This window comes from Clostridium sp. ATCC 25772, assembly GCF_001573875.1.
GTDB classification, from domain to species: Bacteria; Bacillota; Clostridia; order Clostridiales; family Clostridiaceae; genus Clostridium_J; species Clostridium_J senegalense.
In genome coordinates this window covers 57192-78465 of the sequence record NZ_LFRG01000003.1, presented here as the reverse complement: position 1 = coordinate 78465, position 21274 = coordinate 57192, and the positions used below count along the sequence as shown (strand labels likewise).

Genomic DNA, 21274 nt, shown 5'->3' with positions numbered 1-21274 from the left:
GTAATAGTATTTATATAAGAAAGGATAATGTTATGTCAGAAATAAGATGCCCTATGACAGGAAGAAGAAATAAAGCAGTAGCAGGAGAAGGAACCACTAATGAGTATTGGTGGCCAAACCAGCTTAAGCTTAATGTTCTTCGTCAAAATTGTGAGAAAAGTAATCCTATGTCTAATGATTTTAACTATGTTGAGGAATTTGAAAAGCTAGATTATTACGAACTAAAAAATGATTTATATAAGTTGATGACAGACTCACAAGAATGGTGGCCAGCTGATTATGGTCATTATGGACCATTCTTTATTCGTATGGCTTGGCACAGTGCAGGAACCTATAGAATTGGTGATGGTAGAGGAGGGGGAGGACAAGGGCTTCAACGTTTTCCACCACTTAATAGCTGGCCAGATAATATAAATTTAGATAAAGCACGTCGTTTACTTTGGCCAATTAAAAAGAAGTATGGAAATAAAATATCTTGGGCTGACCTTATGATATTAACAGGTAATTGTGCATTTGAATCTATGGGACTAAAGACAATTGGTTTTGGTGGGGGAAGAGAGGATGTTTGGGAACCGCAGGAGGATATTTACTGGGGAAGTGAAAAAAAGTGGCTTGGAAATGAACGTGATGAACAGGATAAAGAGGATAAGGAAGATAAAGAACTTGAAAATCCTTTAGCGGCTGTGCAGATGGGCTTAATTTATGTAAATCCAGAGGGTCCCAATGGAGATCCAAGTCCTAAGGCATCAGTAAAAGAAGTAAGGGAAACCTTCACTCGTATGGCAATGAATGATGAAGAAACTGTTGCACTTATAGCAGGTGGACATACTTTTGGTAAATGTCATGGTGCTGCATCACCTACTTATGTTGGACCAGAACCAGAAGCTGCACCTATAGAACAGCAAGGTTTAGGATGGAAAAATAGCTATAAAACTGGTAAAGGTCCAGATACAATAGGTAGTGGGCTTGAAGGAGCATGGAAGGCTGAGCCAACAAAGTGGACAATGGGCTACTTAAAAACATTATTTAAATATCAGTGGGAATTAGTTAAAAGTCCAGCAGGAGCCTATCAATGGTTAGCAAAAAATGTTGAAGAAGAGGATATGGTAGTTGATGCTTATGATCCTTTAAAAAAGCATAGGCCTATGATGACCACGGCGGATTTAGCCCTTATTTATGATCCTATTTATAGAGGAATAGCAAAGGACTATTTAGAAAATCCTAAAAAGTTTCAAGAAGATTTTGCTCGTGCTTGGTTTAAATTAACTCATAGAGACATGGGACCCATATCAAGATATCTTGGACCAGAAGTTCCCAAAGAAAGCTTTATTTGGCAAGATCCAATCCCAAAAGCTAACTATAGATTGATTAATAAAAAGAATATTTCAGAGCTTAAGAAAAAGATTTTAGATTCAGGCTTATCAATATCAGACCTTGTAACAACGGCATGGGAATCTGCATCAACATTTCGTGGGTCAGATAAACGTGGAGGGGCAAATGGGGCAAGAATACGATTGAAGCCACAAAGAGAATGGGAAGTTAATGAGCCAGAAAGGCTTAACAAAATATTAAAAGTACTAGAAAAAATTCAAAGTAGTTTTAATAATGCACATTCAAAGGATAAAAAGGTTTCCCTAGCTGATATTATTGTATTAGGTGGATGTGTTGGCATAGAAAAAGCTGCAAAAAATGCAGGGTATAACATAACTGTTCCTTTTATTCCAGGACGTACGGATGCAACTCAAGAGGAAACAGATATAAAGTCATTTAATGTACTTGAACCTAAGGCCGATGGATTTAGAAACTATATGAAAGATAACTATGAAGTAACAGCAGATGAAATGTTAATAGATAAAGCACAACTATTATCATTAACTATTCCAGAAATGACAGTATTAATTGGTGGTATGCGTGTGTTGAACACTAATTATAAGCAGTCACAGGAGGGGGTGTTTACAGATAGAGAAGAATGTCTTACAAATGATTTCTTTGTAAATCTTCTTGATATTAATACCATGTGGAAGGCTTTACCGAATGTTAAAGAAAAGTTTGTAGGGTATGATAGGAAAACAGGAAATGTGAAGTGGACGGCAACAAGGGTTGACCTTATATTTGGTTCAAACTCACAGTTGCGTGCAGTTGCAGAGGTTTATGCATCTGATGATAATAAAGAAAAGTTCATACAAGATTTTGTAACAGCATGGAATAAAGTAATGAATGCAGATCGTTTTGATATAAAAAAATAAATATTGATTAAATTTTAGCTAGTAAAATAATAAAAATTTTACTAGCTATTTTTAGATAATGTGTGAGGAAAAAATTATTATGAAAAAATTTATATTATAAATTTAGCATTAAATATAAGTAATAGAATCTACTAATAGACGGATATGAGTAAGCTGTAACTTTTTATAAAACATAAAAAATGCTTAGCAATCTTTGTCCTATTGTTTTGTTTAATATAACATATAAATTTTATTTAACTATTTTTAAGTAATTCTTCAACTTCTACTTTTAGCTTTTGTCCATTTAAGTTGTTTGGGTTTATCTTTAAGGCTTCCTCAACATCTTTTAATACTTCTTCATAGGTATCATCATGATTAAATTCCTTAATTAGAGTAAGTCTAAATTGTGCTCTAGATAAATATACTTTATCCATATGTTTTATACTTTCTAAAGAATCAATATTTTCAATTGCAAAATTGCAACTTTTAATTTTTTCTTTTAAAATATCCTCTAAATCTCTTTCAATTATTTCAAACATAAAAAATCTCCTTTAATATAAGTCATAATCAAATAAATGATAGACTAATATGCTTAGAACATTTGGTCTCTTATTTATTTTCATATGCCTAAGTTAATATTATTTCACTATAAATATGGTTGTGAATATATAGTTTTCTTAATTAAAAAAATTATTATACACTATGATATATAGGGAAACAAGCTCCCATTTAAATTTATTCATCAAATTTTTGTTATCAGTTGAGAAAAATAAATACAAATATAGTTAGTTAAGAATTATGAATTAAGAATTTAGGATGAAAGTGGCGACCACTTTCTGAAAATGATTTTAAAAAATCTATCAATACAATTTGCTTTGCAAATTTATAAAAAGATACGTTGAGAATTACTAGGAACGAAGTGAGTAGTAATAACTACAACTGTTCACTATTCACTCTTAACTTTTAAATAAAATAATCTGTTAGTTATTAATAAAATATTAATTTGAGTTTTCTCATTTTATAAATGAATAAGTTCAAAATTTAATTTGCAACCCATAGGGACACAAGTTTAAAATTTAGTTTATATATCTATATTTTTACAAAAAAGCAAAGAAATCAGTTTGAATAATTTAAAATATATGATTTGAAAATTTGATTGTTGTAAAAAGTATTAGTTACTAATAGCTTTATATAATTTTTTCTTGAAAAATTTAGAATTAGAGTATAAACTAATTTTGATATATAGGATGTTTAAAGAGCTTTTAAATTTATATGCAGTTTAAGATAGAAGTTTACTTGAACATGGAAATAAAAAAATGAAGGGGAGAGAGTTAATGGATAGTAAGTTAATGATGGCTAAAACCATTTTTATGTTTTTTTTAGGAATAACTTTTGGATCCGTTGTAGGAACGTTTTATTTAGGCAGAGAAAAGTCTCCTATGTATTATGGTATAGGATTTATAGTTATTCTTATATTTATAGCGATTACTATGTATTTTTATAGAAAACATAAAAAAATAGAAAAAATGATAAAACTAAAAGAAGAATGGCCTTATGGAGAGAATGAAAAAAGGGATTTTAAGAGAATTGAGAATTTCTTTGAAAAATTTCACCCAGAAGAATTAAAAGAAAAAGATTACTACATATTAGATGATCAGAGTGCTAGTGATTTAGACTTAAAAGATGTATTTTCAAAAATTGATGTTGCAATTACAACAGCAGGGCAACAAATTCTGTATTACATATTAAGAACACCTAAAACAAAAGTACAAGAACTTTTAAAGCGTGATAAAATTATTGAAGAATTTAGAGAAAATGATACGTTGAGAGAGGAAAGTCAGGTAGCATTATTATCACTTGGAAAACAAAGAAAAGGAAACATTATAAGTTTATTTAATAGTAAAACTAATATTGTTCAAGCAAAGAAATATATTTATAAATTGGCAGCATTACTTCCAATAGTAGCATTAATTATGTTCTTTTTTATAGGAGCTAAAGCATTGCTGTTTTTATTTGGAAGCTTTGCATTAAACTCTTCTATAAACTATAAATCTGAAAAACAAATAGAAGATGAAGTAAGCTCAATAGCTTATGCTGCAAGTCTTATAACTTGTGCAAAGGGGTTAAATAAGGTTAAGAGTAATGGCGCATTATTAGAACATCAAAATATATTAAAAGAAAATATAAAGTATTTTAATGTTATAGAACGTAAGGCAACATATTTAATGGCTAGTGAAGGGGCAGATGTATTTATAGAGTATATAAATGTCTTATTTTTAACAAAAATAAGAGGATATTACGATATAATAGATACAATACAACAAAATAGAGACAAATTGATAGAAGTTTATAAAACAGTTGGAGAAATAGATGCTCTTATTTCTATAGCCAGTTATAGAGAAAGATTAGAGTATTATTGCAAACCTAATTTTGTAGATGAAAAGAAGAAACTTTCGATAGTAGAGGGTGTACATCCTTTAATAGAAGATGCTGTTTCAAATGGGCTTTCTTTAGATAAAAAAGGTGTTATATTGACTGGTTCTAATATGGCAGGTAAATCTACATTCTTAAGAATGCTAGGTATAAATGCGCTTTTTGCACAAACTATATATACAGTTGTTGCAAAAGAATATAGTGCTAGTTTATTAAGGGTTATAACATCTTTAAGCGTATCTGACGATGTTAATACTGGAACAAGTTATTATCTAGGTGAATGTGAAGCATTGCTTAGAATCTTAAATAGTATAAATGAGGATATAACTGGATTATGCATGGTAGATGAAATATTTAGAGGAACTAACCCAATAGAAAGAATTGCATCAGCAAGAGAGATAATAAAATATATTATTGATAAAAATGCAATACCATTAGTAGCAACCCATGATATTGAACTAACAGAAGTATCTAAAGAAAAATATGAGTGTTACTATTTCTGTGAAGATGTAGATGAGCAAGAAGGGTTAGTGTTTGATTATAAGCTTAAAAATGGAGTATGTAAATCAGGTAATGCTATAAAACTTTTAAAATACTTAGGGTATCCTAAAGTTATAACCGATAATGCAACTATGGAATCAGAAAAAGCTTTAAATTAAAGTGGGTAATATTATTTTAACATGAAAAATAAAAGTGAACAGTGGAGAGCTTTATAGGAAACAGAAAGTCAATTTCCTAAGTTATAAACCACTGTTCACTAACTTAATAATATTAAATTATTATAAAAATCTTCGTTGGTAAATATATGGATTAAAATTCAAGTTTTAAAATCCATATGTATACCAACTTTTTTATTCTTTTTCAGTTAAATATTCTTTTTCATATTGAAGTAGACGTTGTATTATTTCATTAGATACAGCATCTATCTTATCAAAATTCATATTAGGAATATAATAGCTTTCTAAATCATCATGAAGGTGTTTAGCTTGTTGGATACAAGATAATGCTTTGTTAAGAAGAATATAGAAAGTGTTTTTTACATATTCTATCTCATCTTTATTAGCTTTTATTAATGCTTCATCTAAAAATTTATTCATATCATATACAATACCTTGAGTAGCTAATTTGTTAATTTCATTAGATGTAACTACAGCTATATTAAGATCAGGAATTAAGATGTGCTCAATTTTTTCAGGCATTAATGGGGTGTGAAGTACTTCTACATAGTGACCACGTTTTACCGCTTCATCAGCTAAATAAGCTAATACTTCAGTTTTACCAACGCCAGGAGCACCTTTTAATATATAAACATTTTCCACATCTTCTATTAGATTAGGAATAAAGCTTATAACACCACCAGGAGTAAAAGCAGTTGAAAATAAGTGTCTATCAAAGCCTACTGAAGAAATTTCATCTGAAAATATTTCATTTTTAAGGCTCTCCTTTAAATGATTAACTTTATTAAAATCTAGTGTTTCTCTATTAAAAGTATACCAATCTTCATATACATTTCTAGCTGCAGCTAAAAATCTATATGCTCTTTTAAATTTTTTACTTATTTTATCTTGAACATCCAATATATTCTCACGATATTCTTTAAAACCATCTTCATTCCAACACTGTCCCATGTTTAATATTTCATCAATTGCTCCAGGATTTTTCGGATCAACAACATGAGGAGAAGTTCCATCTAGTAAAGCTATATTTAAGCCTTTAATAACAACACCGTCTAAAGAATTGCTATCAGAGGAGCAGTGGTGAAACTCTACAGTATAACCTTTATCTATAAATAAGTTTCCTACTTTTTTCATTAAAGATGATTTACCAGTTCCAGGGCCACCTTTTATACATATTATTCTTCTAGCTTCATTTTGAGGAAGAATATAATCATAATGAGAGTAAAAGCCTACTGAGGTATTTCCCCCTAAAAAGTAATGTTTTTGTTTCTTTGACATAAAACCACACTCCAAATTTGTTATCTATATATATAATATTCACTAAATATATATAAGTTAACCCAAAATAGTTAAATTGTTCTTCTTATATTAATTTATGCATTAATTGTAAAATAAATACAACTATTATTAATTTTAGGTAAAAAAATAACAGAAACTAAAATATAATTTCTGTTATTTCTATAAATCTACAGATTTTTAAAATTAATATTTAAACTTCTGATTTCTTTTCATATACCTTATATCTTTATTAAGTGAGAAGTTTTCATATAAAAAAATTATGAAAGTAAATAGTTATAGTAACTGTTATATGACTTTATAATATATTATCATTTAAACTTATAAATTTGACTGTAATGAAGAAATAAATCAAATTCCCAAATAGTCTCTATCAATTGTTATTAATAGATTATAATGTGAGTGAGTTTTTTTTATTTCATAATTAAGATTTTCAATTAAATTATTTTCATCATCTTTAGAAAAATTTTCATGAGAGTTTATTACAGCATCAAATATAATATTTTTAATATTGCCTTCACCTACCACTCTAAAATCATGAATGGATTTAATTATAGGAAATTTTAATAATAAGTTTTCAACTAAAAGTTTATCCTTTAAAACTTCCTCATCATTGGTGTTAATTGGATCCATATGTATAACTAAAAATATATTCAATTTATCTGAAATTTCTTTTTCAGCTGCGTCAATTATTTCATGTATTTTGATAATAGAGATATCACAAGGAACTTCAGCATGGATTGAAGCCATTATCCTTCCTGGCCCGTAGTTATGCACTAGTAGATCATGAACACCATGAATTTCATTATATTTTAAAACTTCTTTTTGTATATTCTCAACCAACTCAGCATCAGGGGCAGAGCCAAGGAGTGGATCTAAGGTATCTTTTACTAAATTAAATCCTGCATAAAGAATTATTAAAGAAACTATAATTCCCATATAACCATCTATAGGAAAAGAAATAAATTTAGATAAAAATAAAGATAAGGCAACTGTACTAGACGAAATTGCATCACTTATAGCATCAACGGAACTTGCTTTTAAAGCAGAAGAATTAATTTTATTTCCAAGGTTTTTATAAAATATGCTAAGCCATAATTTAAATAAAATAGAAACTAGTATTAATATAAAAGGCATCCAAGCAAAAGTTATAGTAGTTGGGTTTTTTATTCTATCTATAGAGGATAAAATAAATTGAAATCCTACTAACATAACTAAAAAAGCTACAATTAAAGCAGAAATATATTCTATACGTCCATGTCCAAATGGATGCTCTTTATCTGCTGGTTTACTAGAAAGTTTAAATCCAAAAATAGTTATTACAGAAGAGCCTACATCAGATAAATTATTAAAGGCATCTGCGATAACAGCTATACTATTACTTATAAGTCCAACAGATAGTTTAATTACAAATAGAAATAAATTTACTAAGATACCTATAAAACCACCTAGATAACCAAAACTTTCTCTTACTTCTTTATTTTTTACATCATCATAATTTTTTACGAATTTTTTAATTAAAAAATTTGAAAACAAAAAAAACACCTCCCAAATTAGTATACCCATAAAATTTCAATACTAAATTATAACATATTAGATATATTAAAGGAATAACTATTATCTCTTAACTATTAACTAAACTAAGCCTTAAATTTTCTCATTTAATAACTGTATAAGAATCGTATATAGTTAAATTTTAAACTATTACTTTTTTCATATGCTTAGGTATTTTTAATATGTTATACTAGAATTGGAATTTGAATTTGGAGGTGTTCGTGTTATGGCGATAAAATTTGCAAAAGAACTTATAGATTTCTTATATGAAAGCCCAACAGCTTTTCATGCAGTTAAATCAGTAAAAGGGAAATTAGAAAAATCAGGTTTTATTGAATTGTCAGAAAGTTCTAAATGGGATTTAAAAAAAGGTGGAAAGTATTATACAACTAAAAATGATTCCGCATTAGTAGCTTTTACTGTAGGTAATGGTGAAATTGAAGAACATGGATTTAAATTAGTTGGAGCAACTAATTAGTTGTTAAAAATATACTCAAATATAGATAAATATAGACAAAAGTATATTTTAAAAACAAAAGCTCCCTACATTCGTAAAGAGTGTAGAGTGGTGATTTAAAATCATCCAAAACTCCTTTAACTGCTGGAAGTCCCTAAAGCTAACTAAACTACAACGTAAGGATGAAATAAGCCTAAACGTGAAGGTTACGAAAGTAGAAAAAATTAGTTAGATAGTGCATGGTTAAATCCTAAACACCGTAATAATGGGTAATCAGCAACCAAGCCCCGAATAGGGGAAGGCTCAACGACTAGAGAGAAATCTCGTACCTGCAAGTGTGGGGAAATGGGGAGTGTCCTAATATTAAAATTATAATATTTTATATTAGGATAGTGATATAGTCTGTGCTCATATGAAAGTATGAGAAGTTCATAAGAGAACTGGTATGGAGTAACGAACCGTATTGAACAATCTAAAAATATATACAAATGTGAATTAGATAATTAAGCAACCGTATTTTAAAATTTTATAAAAATAGGTCTACTTTATAGTAAATCTAAAATTATTTTTCTAAATCTTTAACTATTAAATTAAACGTAATTACTAATAGTCATTTTATTCACCTTATCAATATAGCGTTATAAATAATAAGTGTTAATAATGTGGGAATACTTATAAATAAGCTATATAAGATACTAGAAAAAAGTGAGGTGAAAGATAATGGGAACTATTATTAAAAACGTTAAACAATATTCTTATATATTAGATACAGAAATGTTAAATGAATTAAAATTTATAGCTAACCAATATAAGAATGTAAAGAATTATATTTATTCAAGATATAGTGGAATTAATAGTATCCCATTATTAAGTAAAGAAAGACAAATAAGAAATGAATGGGTAAAATCAGAATTTGCAAAGCAATGGAAGTTACCTGCTCGTTATTGGAAGTTAGCATTAACTGAAGCTATGGGAAATATTAAATCTAAATGGTTTAATATTAAAAGTAAAATTAAAGAGCAAGTTAAAGTTAATGAGAATTTGTCAGATGAAGATAAACATTATATAAATTACATTGTTAAATTTAATAGTTACTATCATAAAGTATTAAATTATATAGGCTTTGATATTCCTAAGATATTTAAGAAGAAAAACTTAAATTTTAAATATCTAAATAATCTTATTAGAAGATATACAAGAAAATATAAAGGACATATACCATATTCTAAAATAGGAAAAACATTTTCTATAGATACTGGATTATATTCTTACAAAAATAACTGTATTAATATAACTTCTACAAAAAAAGGCAAAAGATTATCTATAAAATTAACCGATAGTAATAAATACAATAGAACAATGATTGTTAAAATTATAGATAATAAAATAGTAGTTAATTGTCCTTTGAAAATAAAAACTAGAAAGAATAAAAATACTAATATCATAGGAATAGATAAGGGATATAGATATTTATTTGCAGTATCAAGTGATAAATTTTATGGAGAAAACCTTAATAATTATCTTAGTAAAGAAACTGAAAGGCTAAATAAAGTTAATGCTCAAAGAAATAGATTTTGGGCTTTATACAATCAATATTTAGATAAAGGCTATATTAAGAAAGCTAATAAAATAAAAGAAAACAATTTAGGAAAAGTAAAATATAATCATAATAAATTAAAACATGACCAAACAGTAAAATCTTATATAAACTATTCGTTAAATCAATTAATAAAAGAAGAAAAACCAAAAGAAATAGTTATGGAAAATTTAGATTTTGTTAATTGGAATGACAAGTATCCTAAAATTGTAAAATGTAAGTTATCAAGATGGATTAAAGGTTATATAAGAGAACGGGTAGAGTATAAATGTGATTTTTATAGTATTAAATATACTTATATAAATCCAGCCTATACAAGTAAAGTATGTAGTGTTTGTGGAAGTTTTGGTAAAAGAGATGGTGATATATTTATTTGTCCTAAATGTAATAAATTTCACGCTGATATTAATGCAAGTAAAAATATATTAAATAGAAAATATGATAATGATATTACTTTATATACTAACTATAAAAAAGTTAAAGATATTTTAGAAAAAAGAATAAAAGTAAGCTAATAAAATATAAAAAAGATGATTTAATCACAAATATATGTACCTCAGAAATGAAGCATATATTTTACTAGAAAAGCTAGGGGTTAAATAAATCTTTAAATTATAAAATTTTAAAATACGGTTGTAGGATAATTTAGTAAGTTGTAACTAGAAATTAGTTATAACAAGCTTTTGAACTGGTACATCCAAGGCTTAAAACTATCATAAGATAGAATAAGTGCGAATTATCTAATTTAAGTACATTTGTACATGTTTTTAGAACCAGCACATACTGACTCTCCAACATTTAGAATAAAACCAAACTGTGAAATGACAGTTGAAGATTCTTATATTAGATTAAATACTGAGGTTTATGGTGGACCAATATTAAGTACTTGGTTTGATAGACCGTTATCTATAGCAGGAAGGGTAATTTTAAAAAGCGATAATATACTTTTTCCTAAATCAGAATTAGTTAATGTGAAAAAACCTATATTAATAATTCCTAATATGGCAATACATATGAACAGGGATGTAAACAAAGGTTTTGATATTAATGCTCAACAGCATACATTACCAATACTTTCATTAGTAAATGAAGAACTTGAAAAAGGAAATTATTTATTAAATGTATTAGCTAATGAGTTAAACGTTAATAAAGAAGAAATTATAGATTTTGACTTATATTTATATGAGTATGAAAAAGGAAGTATAATTGGATTGAATGACGAGTTTATATCTATGGGAAGATTAGACGACTTACAAATGGTTCATGCAGGAATAGAAGCATTAATAAATGCTAAAACAACTAATGGAACAAATGTGATGGTTTGTTATGATAATGAAGAAATAGGTAGTTCAACAAAACAAGGTGCAGACTCTGATATGCTTTCAAATATCTTAGAGAGAATAGTTTTATCATTAGGAAAAGAAAGAGAAGAATTTTTTAGAGCATTAGCGAAATCATTTATAATATCAGCAGATAATGCTCATGCTATTCATCCAGCTGATCCAGGAAAGCATGACCCAACAAGTAGACCACTTATAAATAAAGGACCAGTTATAAAAGTAAATGCAAATCAAGCATATACAACTGATGCAGATTCAGATGCAGTATATGAAATGGTTTGTAAAAAAGCCGGAGTTCCAGTTCAAAAATTTGTTAATCGCTCAGACTTGAGAGGTGGATCAACAATAGGACCAATAAATTCAACTCATATAAATATACGTTCAGTTGATATTGGAAACCCTACTTTAGCAATGCACTCTATAAGAGAGTTAGCTGGAGTGGATGATCACACTTATGTTATGAAATCATTTTTAGAGTTTTATAATTTATAATTAGTAAAATAGAAAACTATCCAATAGGTAAAATATAACTTATTGGATAGTTTTTTTGTTTTTAAAATTTTATATTGATTTTTTTATTTAAAGTTGGAAGAATTGCTAAAATCATAAGAGAAATAATAAGTGTTATTGTTACTTTATTAAGTTGAAAATCATTTTTATAGGAAACATATGTTATTAATAAAACGCAAGCCCCTACTAAAAAATGAAGTATTTTTTGAGTCATAATAAATTTATTTTTATTTTTTATTTTAGCTCCACTAGATTCAAATGTATCAGCTAGTTTTTTCCAAGGCATGAAAAATGCAAAGAAAAATTGTAGTCCTGCTAATAAGAGTAAAATTATAACAAGTACGTTTGACATTATTTACCTCCTATTTCATATTAAATTTTATTATAATTATAAACTTAATTCATATTACAATCAAATTTTAATTTTAATATAGGATTTCAAGTTGAATTTATTATAAATATGTGAATTAAGAAGTTGGTTTGAATGAGAATAGTATGAAAATGATTAATTACTTTGTAACATGTCAATAATTTTTTAAAGATAGTGTTTATAAAGGAGTGAGTTTATGATATATATATTTTTTTCATTATTGGTAGTGTTGACCTTTATAATTTTATATTTTAATAATAAATTAGTATATAAATACAAATTTTTAAAAGATTGTATAAAAATAAATAAAAGTAGTAAGAGTGCTACAATTATTGCTCAAGAGATAGCATTGGAGACTTCAGTAGTGGATTATTCTTTAAATTCAAAAATAAAAACTGTCACTGTGGACAGAAACTATAAAAATATTAAAAAAGTATATGAAAAAATAAAAAATAATCCTAGAGCGTCTGTTATTAGTGGAAGCCAATGGATTATTGATAATATATATATAATACATAAAGAATATAAAAATTTAAAACAAAGCTTAAAAAGAAAAAACCTAAAAAAATTACCAAGAATAAAAGATGGCATATTTAGTGGATTTCCAAGAGTGTATGTTTTAGCCTTAAATTTTATAAATGATAGATTAGCGTATATTGATGAAAATACAATCACAGAGTTTATTGAAGAGTATGAAAAAGAAAATCAATTAACAATGGATGAAATTTGGTATTTTCCAATTATGATAAAAGTAGTAATAATACAATATATAGATAAGTTATCAGAAGAAATTTATTCTCAGATTAACAGTTTAGAAAAAGCTTTAGATATATATAATAAAAGCTTAGAAAAAAAGAATATAAATACATTGATTAAAGATAAAGATGTTGATAAAGAAACTATACTAAAGTTATTAACAATTTTAAAAGATACAGGTAAAGATGATGAAAAAATAACATTAGAATTAAAAGAATTAGTTAAATCTATAGAAGTAAATTCAGTTTTTAGTGAAATAAATATTTATAAAAAAGAAAATTTAAGAAATATGTTATTATCAAATTCAGTAAATTCATTAATAGAAATCTCAAAGATAAACTATAGATATATATTTGAAAGAGTTTCTATTGTAGAGAAAATACTGAGTAAAGATTACTTCTATAATCAAATGGATTTTCAATCGAAAGATCAGTATAGAAGAGTTATTTCTGAAATATCCTTAAAAAATGATATAAGAGAAAGTTATATTGCTGAAAAGGCTATGAAATGTAAGGAAGTAAGCGAAGGGAAAAAATTTAAAAATCATATTGGTTATTATTTAATAGATGAGGGTAGAGATAAATTAAATAATATATTACAAATAAAATATAGTGGATTTGAAAAAATAAAAAGAATCATAAAAGGTAAAGCAGTTATAAGTTATTTATTACTTATATTTATTTTTACAGCAATAAATATAATAACTTTCCTTTATGCAATACCAGGTAAGAATGAGTATAATTATAAAATTATTTTAGCAACTATATTTTTAATTATACCTATGAGTGATGTAGCTATAAGAGGGTTGAATTTTACTATTATGAGAATAAATAAGCCGTATACATTACCTAAATTGAATTTAGAGAATATACCCTATGAATATTCAACATCAGTCATAATACCAACAATAATAAATAATAAAAAAAGAGCAAAAGAACTTTTAGAAAATATTGAACAGTATTATTTAGGAAATAAAGATGAAAACATATTTTTTGTTCTTTTAGCAGATTTGAAAGATAGTAAAAAATTAAATTTAGAAGATGATGATGACATAATAAATTTTACATTAGAGGAAGTAAAAAAATTAAATTTAAAATACTGTAAAAATAAAAAAGAACAGTTCTTTTTTTTATGTAGACATAGAGTATTTAATGAGGGTGAAAATTTATATATAGGGTACGAAAGAAAAAGAGGTAAAATAGTTGAATTTAATCAACTTTTAATGGGAAATGAAGAAACAACTTTTAGAATAATAAGTGGAGATTTAAAAAATCTAAGCAAGGTTAAATATGTAATAACACTAGATAGTGATACTAAATTACCTATGAATGGAGCTAAAAAATTAATAGGTACATTGGCACACCCTTTAAATAAAGGATACATTGGTTCTAATGGTAAAGTTATAAGAGGATATGGATTACTTCAACCAAGAATAAGTATCAGTTTAGCTAGTAGCAATAAAACTATTTTTTCAAAATTATTTTCAGGAGAATGTGGAATTGATATTTACACTACAGCAGTTTCAGATGTATATCAAGACTTATTTAAAGAGGGTATATTTACAGGAAAGGGCATATATGATTTAGATATATTTTGCAAAACTTTAGACAATAAAATTCCTGAAAATACCGTCTTAAGCCATGACCTTTTAGAAGGAAGTTATTTAAGATGTGGGCTTGTAAGTGATACAGAACTTATAGATGATTATCCAAGTTTTTATAACGCAAATTCTAAAAGAAAACATAGATGGGTTAGAGGAGATTGGCAACTAACACCTTGGTTATATAGTGATGATATAAACTTACTTTCTAAATGGAAAATAATAGATAACTTAAGAAGAAGTTTAGTTCCAATATTTTTAATTTTAAGTTTAATACTTATAACTTTTAAAATATTTCCAGGAAATGTAGGTTATTGGCTAATGTTAATTATTTTATGGCCATTTACTTCATTCCCTAGTAATTTATTTAATTTTGTAAAAAACGTTAGTAAAGGCTCTATTTTAAAAGAAGAGTTTATTTTAGTGAGAGAAAGTTTCTTTAGGTCTTTATTAATATTGATTTTTTTACCTTATGAAGCATATTTAAATTTAGATGCCATAATTAGAACTATATATAGAAAGAATTTTTCTCATAAAAATTTATTACAATGGCAAACCTCTGACTATGTAGAGAGAACTTCAAAAAGAAATTTTACTACATATTTAAATACAATGTTTCAATCAATTTTAATAGGAATAGGAATTTTGCTCATAAATGTATTGCTAAATCAGAGTAATATTTTATTAATACTAGTAACAGCTCTTTGGATAATGGCTCCATTAATTGCGTATTTAATAAGTATTCCTAAGAAAACAAAAAAATATATTTTAAATAATGAAGATGAAATTTTGATAAGAACAATTTCAAGAAGAACATGGGCTTATTTTGAGGATTTTATAGATGAAAGATGTAACTATATAGGTGTAGATAATTATCAGGAGGACCCAGGTAAAAAGTTAGCTTATAGGACATCACCTACTAATATAGGAATGTGCATAATTTCCAATATAGTAGCCTTAGATTTAGGATATATAAATATAATTCAAGCAACTGAAAGAATAGAAAAAACAATAGAAAATATAAACACATTAGAAAAATATAAAGGACATTTATTTAATTGGTATGATAGCTCAAATAAAAAAGCTTTAAATCCTAAATATGTATCTACAGTTGATAGTGGAAATTTAATAACTTATTTGTATACTACTTATGAAGGTTTGAATGAAAATTTAAATACACCTATCATGGAAAAAATAATTTTAGGGTTAAGAGATATTTTAAATTTAACTATAGGGGAAATAAAAGATATAGAATGTAATCATTACTTTTATTTTATGGTTAAAGATAATTTAAATAATAGGTGTAAAGATTTATTGACATTTAAAACTATGATTTCTAATATAATTTGCAATACAGAAGAACTTTTAAGTGAACATGAAGGTAGGAATGAAGAAGGAAAGTTCTACTGGTGCAATAAATTAATAAATCATTGTAAAATGCAACTTAAATATATAAATGAAGTATTTCCATTTATAAAAGAATTAGAATTATATGACAATATGACCATAGCAAATCTTACGACGAGATTTGTGAATTCTCCTATAACTGCTTATAAAGATATAGTTAAGGAAGCTTTAAAAGAAGTATCAAGTAAAGAAGGCATAGATATATTATTAAAAACCAATTTTAGTGTTGATAAAATAATATCTAGAATCAATTGTTTAAATGAAAAAATAATAACAATGTGTGAAGATATGGATTTCTCATTTTTATATGATAGTAAAAGAGGGTTATTATCTATTGGATTTGATTTAGAAAAAGAAAGTTTAACTAACAATTATTATGATCTTTTAGCTTCAGAAGCGAGAAGTGCATATTTTATAGCTATTTGTAAAAGAGATATACCAGTGGAAAGCTGGTTTAGTCTTGGAAGATTATTAGGTGGAAAAAGTAATAATAAAGGATTGATGTCTTGGTCAGGAACAATGTTTGAGTATTTTATGCCAAGATTAATAATGAAAAATTATGAAAATACGCTTATAGACGAAAGTTATAAATATGCTCTTAAAAATCAAATTGATTATGGTAAAAAACTAAAACTACCCTTTGGAATATCAGAAAGTGCATATTATGAATTTGACAAAGATTTAAACTATCAGTATAAAGCTTTTGGTGTACCTAAAATAGCATTAAAAAATTATAACGATAAAGAAGTTGTAATAGCACCTTATGCAACTATATTATCATTAATGGAAAATAAAAAATGTGCAATAGAAAATTTAAATATTCTTATAGAAAATGATGTATATGGAAAATATGGTTTATATGAAGCTGTAGACTACACAAAAAATAGGGCTGAAACAGAGAATAGTAATGGAAAAATAGTTAAAAGTTATATGATACATCATTTAGGTATGTCTATTATGGCTATAGACAATGTATTAAATGAAAATATATTACAGAAATATTTTCATGAAAATCCTATTATTAAAGCTAATGAATTATTGCTTCAAGAAAAAAGAAGTAAAAAAATCATCTATGATAATAAGTATAATGTAGGTAATATTGATATTTTAAATAGTAGTAGTCATATAGATAAAATACCACCAAGAACGGTAAAAAATATATTAGAAGATCCAATGAAATTTACTATTATGTCAAATAAAAATTATTCTTTAGTTATGTCAAGCACTGGCTTTGGATACTCTAAGTTTGACGAAATTTTAGTAAATAGATATAGAAACACTATGCCAGAAAATAGTAGTGGAGTTTTCTTTTATTTAAAAGAAATAAAAAGAGATAGATATGTTTCAACAACTTATGAACCAATTAGAGAAGACTATGAAAGATATAGTGCTTGTTTTTATTTAGATAGAGCAGAATTTTTTAGAAATGATGAAGATATGCTAGTAAAGACAACTGTTTTTATTCATAAAGATGAAAATATGGAAGTAAGAGCTGTGAAAATTTACAATAAGGGTAATGAAAAGAAAGTATTGGAATTAACAAGTTATTGTGAAATTGTACTTCAAAATTATGAAGGGGATTTGTCACATCCTGCTTTTGGTAACTTATTTATAAAAACAAGTTATTATGAAGATGATGAAATTGTTGTGGCAAATAGAAGAGTTAGAAACAAAAAAGAAAAAAGCCCTTATGTAGCTCAATGTTTAATTGGAGATAGTGAAAATATAGGCGCTTTAGAATTTGAAACTTCAAGGGAGAAGTTTATAGGAAGATGTAGAAATAAAAAAGAACCAATAGCGTTAATAGATAATGAAAAGTTAAGTAGTTCGGTTGGGGCAGTTTTAGATCCTATAATTTCATTAAGAAGAAGATTTGAAATAGGTAGTAAGGACACTATAGAATTCTATTTTATAAGTGCTATAAGTTTTGATAAAACTAAATGTGTGGATTTAATAAAAAAATATAAAGATATTAATAAGATTAAAAGTTCACCAATTCTATGCAAAGAACATATTCAACAACAACTTTTTAATTTAAATATCACAACTTTACAAGCAAATTTATATCAAGATTTTTTAACTAATATAGTATTAACGCAAGAAGATAATAAAGACAAATTTGAAAATATAGTAAAACCACAAGGCAAAAAAGCAGATTTATGGAAATATGGAATTTCAGGTGATATTCCTATAATGGTTGTAGAGATATATAAAGAATCACATTTATATTTGTTAAGACAGATAATTGATTGTCATAAGTATCTTACTACAAATAAATTAAAAATAGATTTGGTTATAGTCAATAGAGAGTGTAGCTCCTATGAGATGCCTATAATGGAAACTATAAATAATATAATAGTAAAAAATGAAATTGAATATTTAAAAGATAAAGATGGAGGAATTCATATAATATCCAATATATCAGATGAAGACTTTAATCTAATAAAATTTATTTCTGCATTGTATTTTGATGGAGGTAATGGTGATGTTTTTGAACAAATTAAGCATAGTAAATTTAAAAAAGACCTTACACCTCAAATATTATTAAAAATTATAAGCGAAAAAAAATATGAAAAATCTAAACGATTCAATTTAGTTAGAAATAAAATGGTAAAAGACCTAGAATTTTTTAATGGATATGGCGGCTTTTCTGATAATGGAAAAAGCTATACAATTGTCATTAAAAATAGTAATCCTACTCCAATGCCATGGATAAATGTTATAGCTAATAAAGATTTTGGGTTCATAATATCAGAAGTTGGTTCTAGTTATACATGGTATAAAAACAGTAGAGAAAATAAATTAACATCATGGAATAATGATTCTGTAATAGACAAATCAGCAGAAAATATTTATTTATGTGATAATGATGAGATTTGGAATATTACTAGACCAACTTATGAAGATAAAGATGATGAAGTTATTGTTAAACACGGAATGGGATTTTCAAAATTTGTAAAAGAAAATAGAGGTATATATACTGAATCTACATTTTTTGTGCCTCAGGATAAAAATATAAAAATAATAAAAATTAAATTGTGTAATACAACTAATAAGAAAAGAAGTTTTAAGTTAGGATATTATGGTGAATTAGTTTTAGGTGATGTAAGGGATAAAACATATAGAACTATAGTAACAAATATAAATAATATAGATGGATACATTACAGCAGATAATTTTTACAATGAGAATTTTAAGGAGACCAAATGTTATCTTGCGTTTAGTGAAAAAAACACTATATTAACAGGTCATAGGGATAACTTTTTGGGATATAATGGTGACATTAAAGAACCTGATGGACTTAGAAATATTACATTAGAAAGTTCTTGTGGAAAAGGGTTAAATCCATGTTTAGCAGGAGTTACTTCTATTGAATTAAATGAATTTGAAGAAAAATTTATAACAATAATGTTAGGGGCAGAAGAAACTATATTAGATATAGAAAAGCGAATAAAATATTTTAGAAAGTTAGAAAATGTAGATATTGAATTAGAAAGGTCCAAAAAATATTGGAGTGATAAATTAGAACTAACACAAGTGAAAACAGAAGATAGAAGTTTAGACATAATGGTAAATGGGTGGCTTTTATATCAAAGCCTAGGTTGTAGAATTTGGGCTAGAACTGCATTTTATCAATGTGGAGGTGCTTTTGGGTTTAGAGATCAGCTACAAGATGTTATGTCAATTATATATTTCGATAAGTCTATTACTAAAAATCAAATACTTTATTCAGCTTCATATCAGTTTGAAGAAGGAGATGTTATGCACTGGTGGCACCCATACAGTGAATGTGGTATAAGAACTAAGTTTAGTGATGATTTGTTGTGGCTACCATATGTAGTTTGTGATTATATAGAAAGAACTGGAGATATTTCTATTTTAGATGATGAAGTAAGATATATAAAAGGCGAACCTTTAAAAGATGATATAGATGAATTTTATGGGAAAGTAAAAAAATCTCATAGAAAAGGAACTATATACGAGCATTGTATAAAAGCCATAGAAAAATCATTGAAATTTGGAATACATGATTTGCCTTTAATGGGAAGTGGTGATTGGAATGATGGAATGAGCACCATTGGCAATAAAGGTAATGGAGAAAGTGTTTGGCTTGCATGGTTCATATATTCGGTACTAGATAACTTTAAATATTTATGCAAAGAAAAAGGTGATTTAAATCTATATGAAAAATATGCTGGTGTTATGGAAAAACTTAAAGTGGCTGTAGAAAAAAATGGATGGGATGGAAATTGGTATAAGAGAGCATATTTTGATGACGGGACTCCATTAGGTTCTAGTGAAAATGATGAATGTAGAATTGATTCAATAAGTCAATCTTGGAGTGTAATATCTAAATGTGCAGATACATCAAGAGCAAAGGAAGCTATGAGTAACTTATACAGGTACTTAATAAACAAACAAGAAGGCATAATAATGCTTTTAACTCCATCTTTTGATAAATCAAACTTAGAACCAGGCTATATAAAAGGTTATATTCCAGGCGTTAGAGAAAATGGTGGGCAGTATACTCATGGTGCTATTTGGACTATACTAGCATATTCCGTTTTAAATGAAGGAGAAAAGGCTGTAGAACTTTTCAATATGATAAATCCAATAAATCACAGCAAAGATTTTAGTACTGCTAATAAATATAAAGTCGAACCATATGTGATGTGTGCAGATGTGTACTCTTCATTTCCTCATAATGGAAGAGGAGGATGGACCTATTATACAGGAAGTGCTTCATGGATGTATAAAGTAGCCATAGAGGCAATATTAGGATTTAGACTTAAAGATGGGAAAGGATTTACTATAGAACCTTTAAAAAACATACCTTTTAAAAAATATACGATAACTCATAAAACAGATAAGAGCACATATATAATAAATGTGGAGTACGGTGAAGAAAATGAAATTTACTTAGACGGGAATTTAATAAAAAGTAATTTTATAAGATATGAGGATGGCGAACATAGCTTAATTTATAGAATTAAAAATCAATAAAAAAGGTATGTAAAAAATTAATTAAATGAAGGTGTATTTCAAAGTAGA

8 protein-coding genes and 2 pseudogenes are annotated in these 21274 nt (G+C 26.6%); 6 read left to right on the top strand and 4 right to left on the bottom strand.

Features of this window, described 5'->3' with window-relative positions; all coding sequences use genetic code 11:
- The first annotated feature begins 32 nt into the window (after window positions 1-32).
- Window positions 33-2246, top strand: coding sequence for a catalase/peroxidase HPI (gene katG / locus AZI32_RS01485; protein WP_061994153.1), 2214 nt, complete (start codon window positions 33-35; stop codon window positions 2244-2246).
- A 233-nt stretch (window positions 2247-2479) separates the two neighbouring features.
- Here katG and AZI32_RS01480 read toward each other — a convergent pair whose 3' ends face one another.
- A complete protein-coding gene (locus AZI32_RS01480; protein ID WP_061994152.1) occupies window positions 2480-2764 on the bottom strand; it encodes a hypothetical protein in 285 nt (94 codons plus the stop codon).
- Window positions 2765-3559: 795 nt separating this feature from the next.
- Here AZI32_RS01480 and AZI32_RS01475 point away from each other — a divergent pair.
- Complete coding sequence (locus AZI32_RS01475) at window positions 3560-5317, top strand: hypothetical protein (RefSeq protein ID WP_061994151.1); 1758 nt, start codon at window positions 3560-3562, stop codon at window positions 5315-5317.
- 192 nt (window positions 5318-5509) lie between these two features.
- Here the strand turns inward: AZI32_RS01475 and AZI32_RS01470 are convergent, their stop codons facing one another.
- The gene (locus tag AZI32_RS01470) at window positions 5510-6613 is read right to left on the bottom strand and encodes a PRK06851 family protein (RefSeq protein WP_061994150.1); all 1104 of its coding nucleotides are present in this window, start codon (window positions 6611-6613) and stop codon (window positions 5510-5512) included.
- 369 nt (window positions 6614-6982) lie between these two features.
- A complete protein-coding gene (locus tag AZI32_RS01465; protein ID WP_061994149.1) occupies window positions 6983-8167 on the bottom strand; it encodes a cation diffusion facilitator family transporter in 1185 nt (394 codons plus the stop codon).
- Between the two features lie 244 nt (window positions 8168-8411).
- Here AZI32_RS01465 and AZI32_RS01460 point away from each other — a divergent pair.
- From AZI32_RS01460 to AZI32_RS01450, 3 genes and pseudogenes are all read left to right on the top strand, one after another.
- Window positions 8412-8654 (top strand): annotated as a pseudogene (locus AZI32_RS01460) (M18 family aminopeptidase); the annotation flags it as partial.
- 708 nt (window positions 8655-9362) lie between these two features.
- Window positions 9363-10754, top strand: a complete 1392-nt coding sequence (locus AZI32_RS01455) for an RNA-guided endonuclease TnpB family protein (protein ID WP_061994147.1) — start codon at window positions 9363-9365, stop codon at window positions 10752-10754.
- Window positions 10755-11018: 264 nt separating this feature from the next.
- Window positions 11019-12071 (top strand): annotated as a pseudogene (locus tag AZI32_RS01450) (M18 family aminopeptidase); the annotation flags it as partial.
- 61 nt (window positions 12072-12132) lie between these two features.
- Here AZI32_RS01450 and AZI32_RS01445 read toward each other — a convergent pair.
- Window positions 12133-12441, bottom strand: coding sequence for a hypothetical protein (locus AZI32_RS01445; protein WP_061994146.1), 309 nt, complete (start codon window positions 12439-12441; stop codon window positions 12133-12135).
- Window positions 12442-12655: 214 nt separating this feature from the next.
- On the opposite strand from AZI32_RS01445, the gene AZI32_RS01440 reads away from it, so the two are divergent.
- Entirely contained in the window at window positions 12656-21226 is an 8571-nt protein-coding gene (locus tag AZI32_RS01440) for a glucoamylase family protein (protein WP_061994145.1), read from the top strand.
- Window positions 21227-21274: the final 48 nt, after the last annotated feature.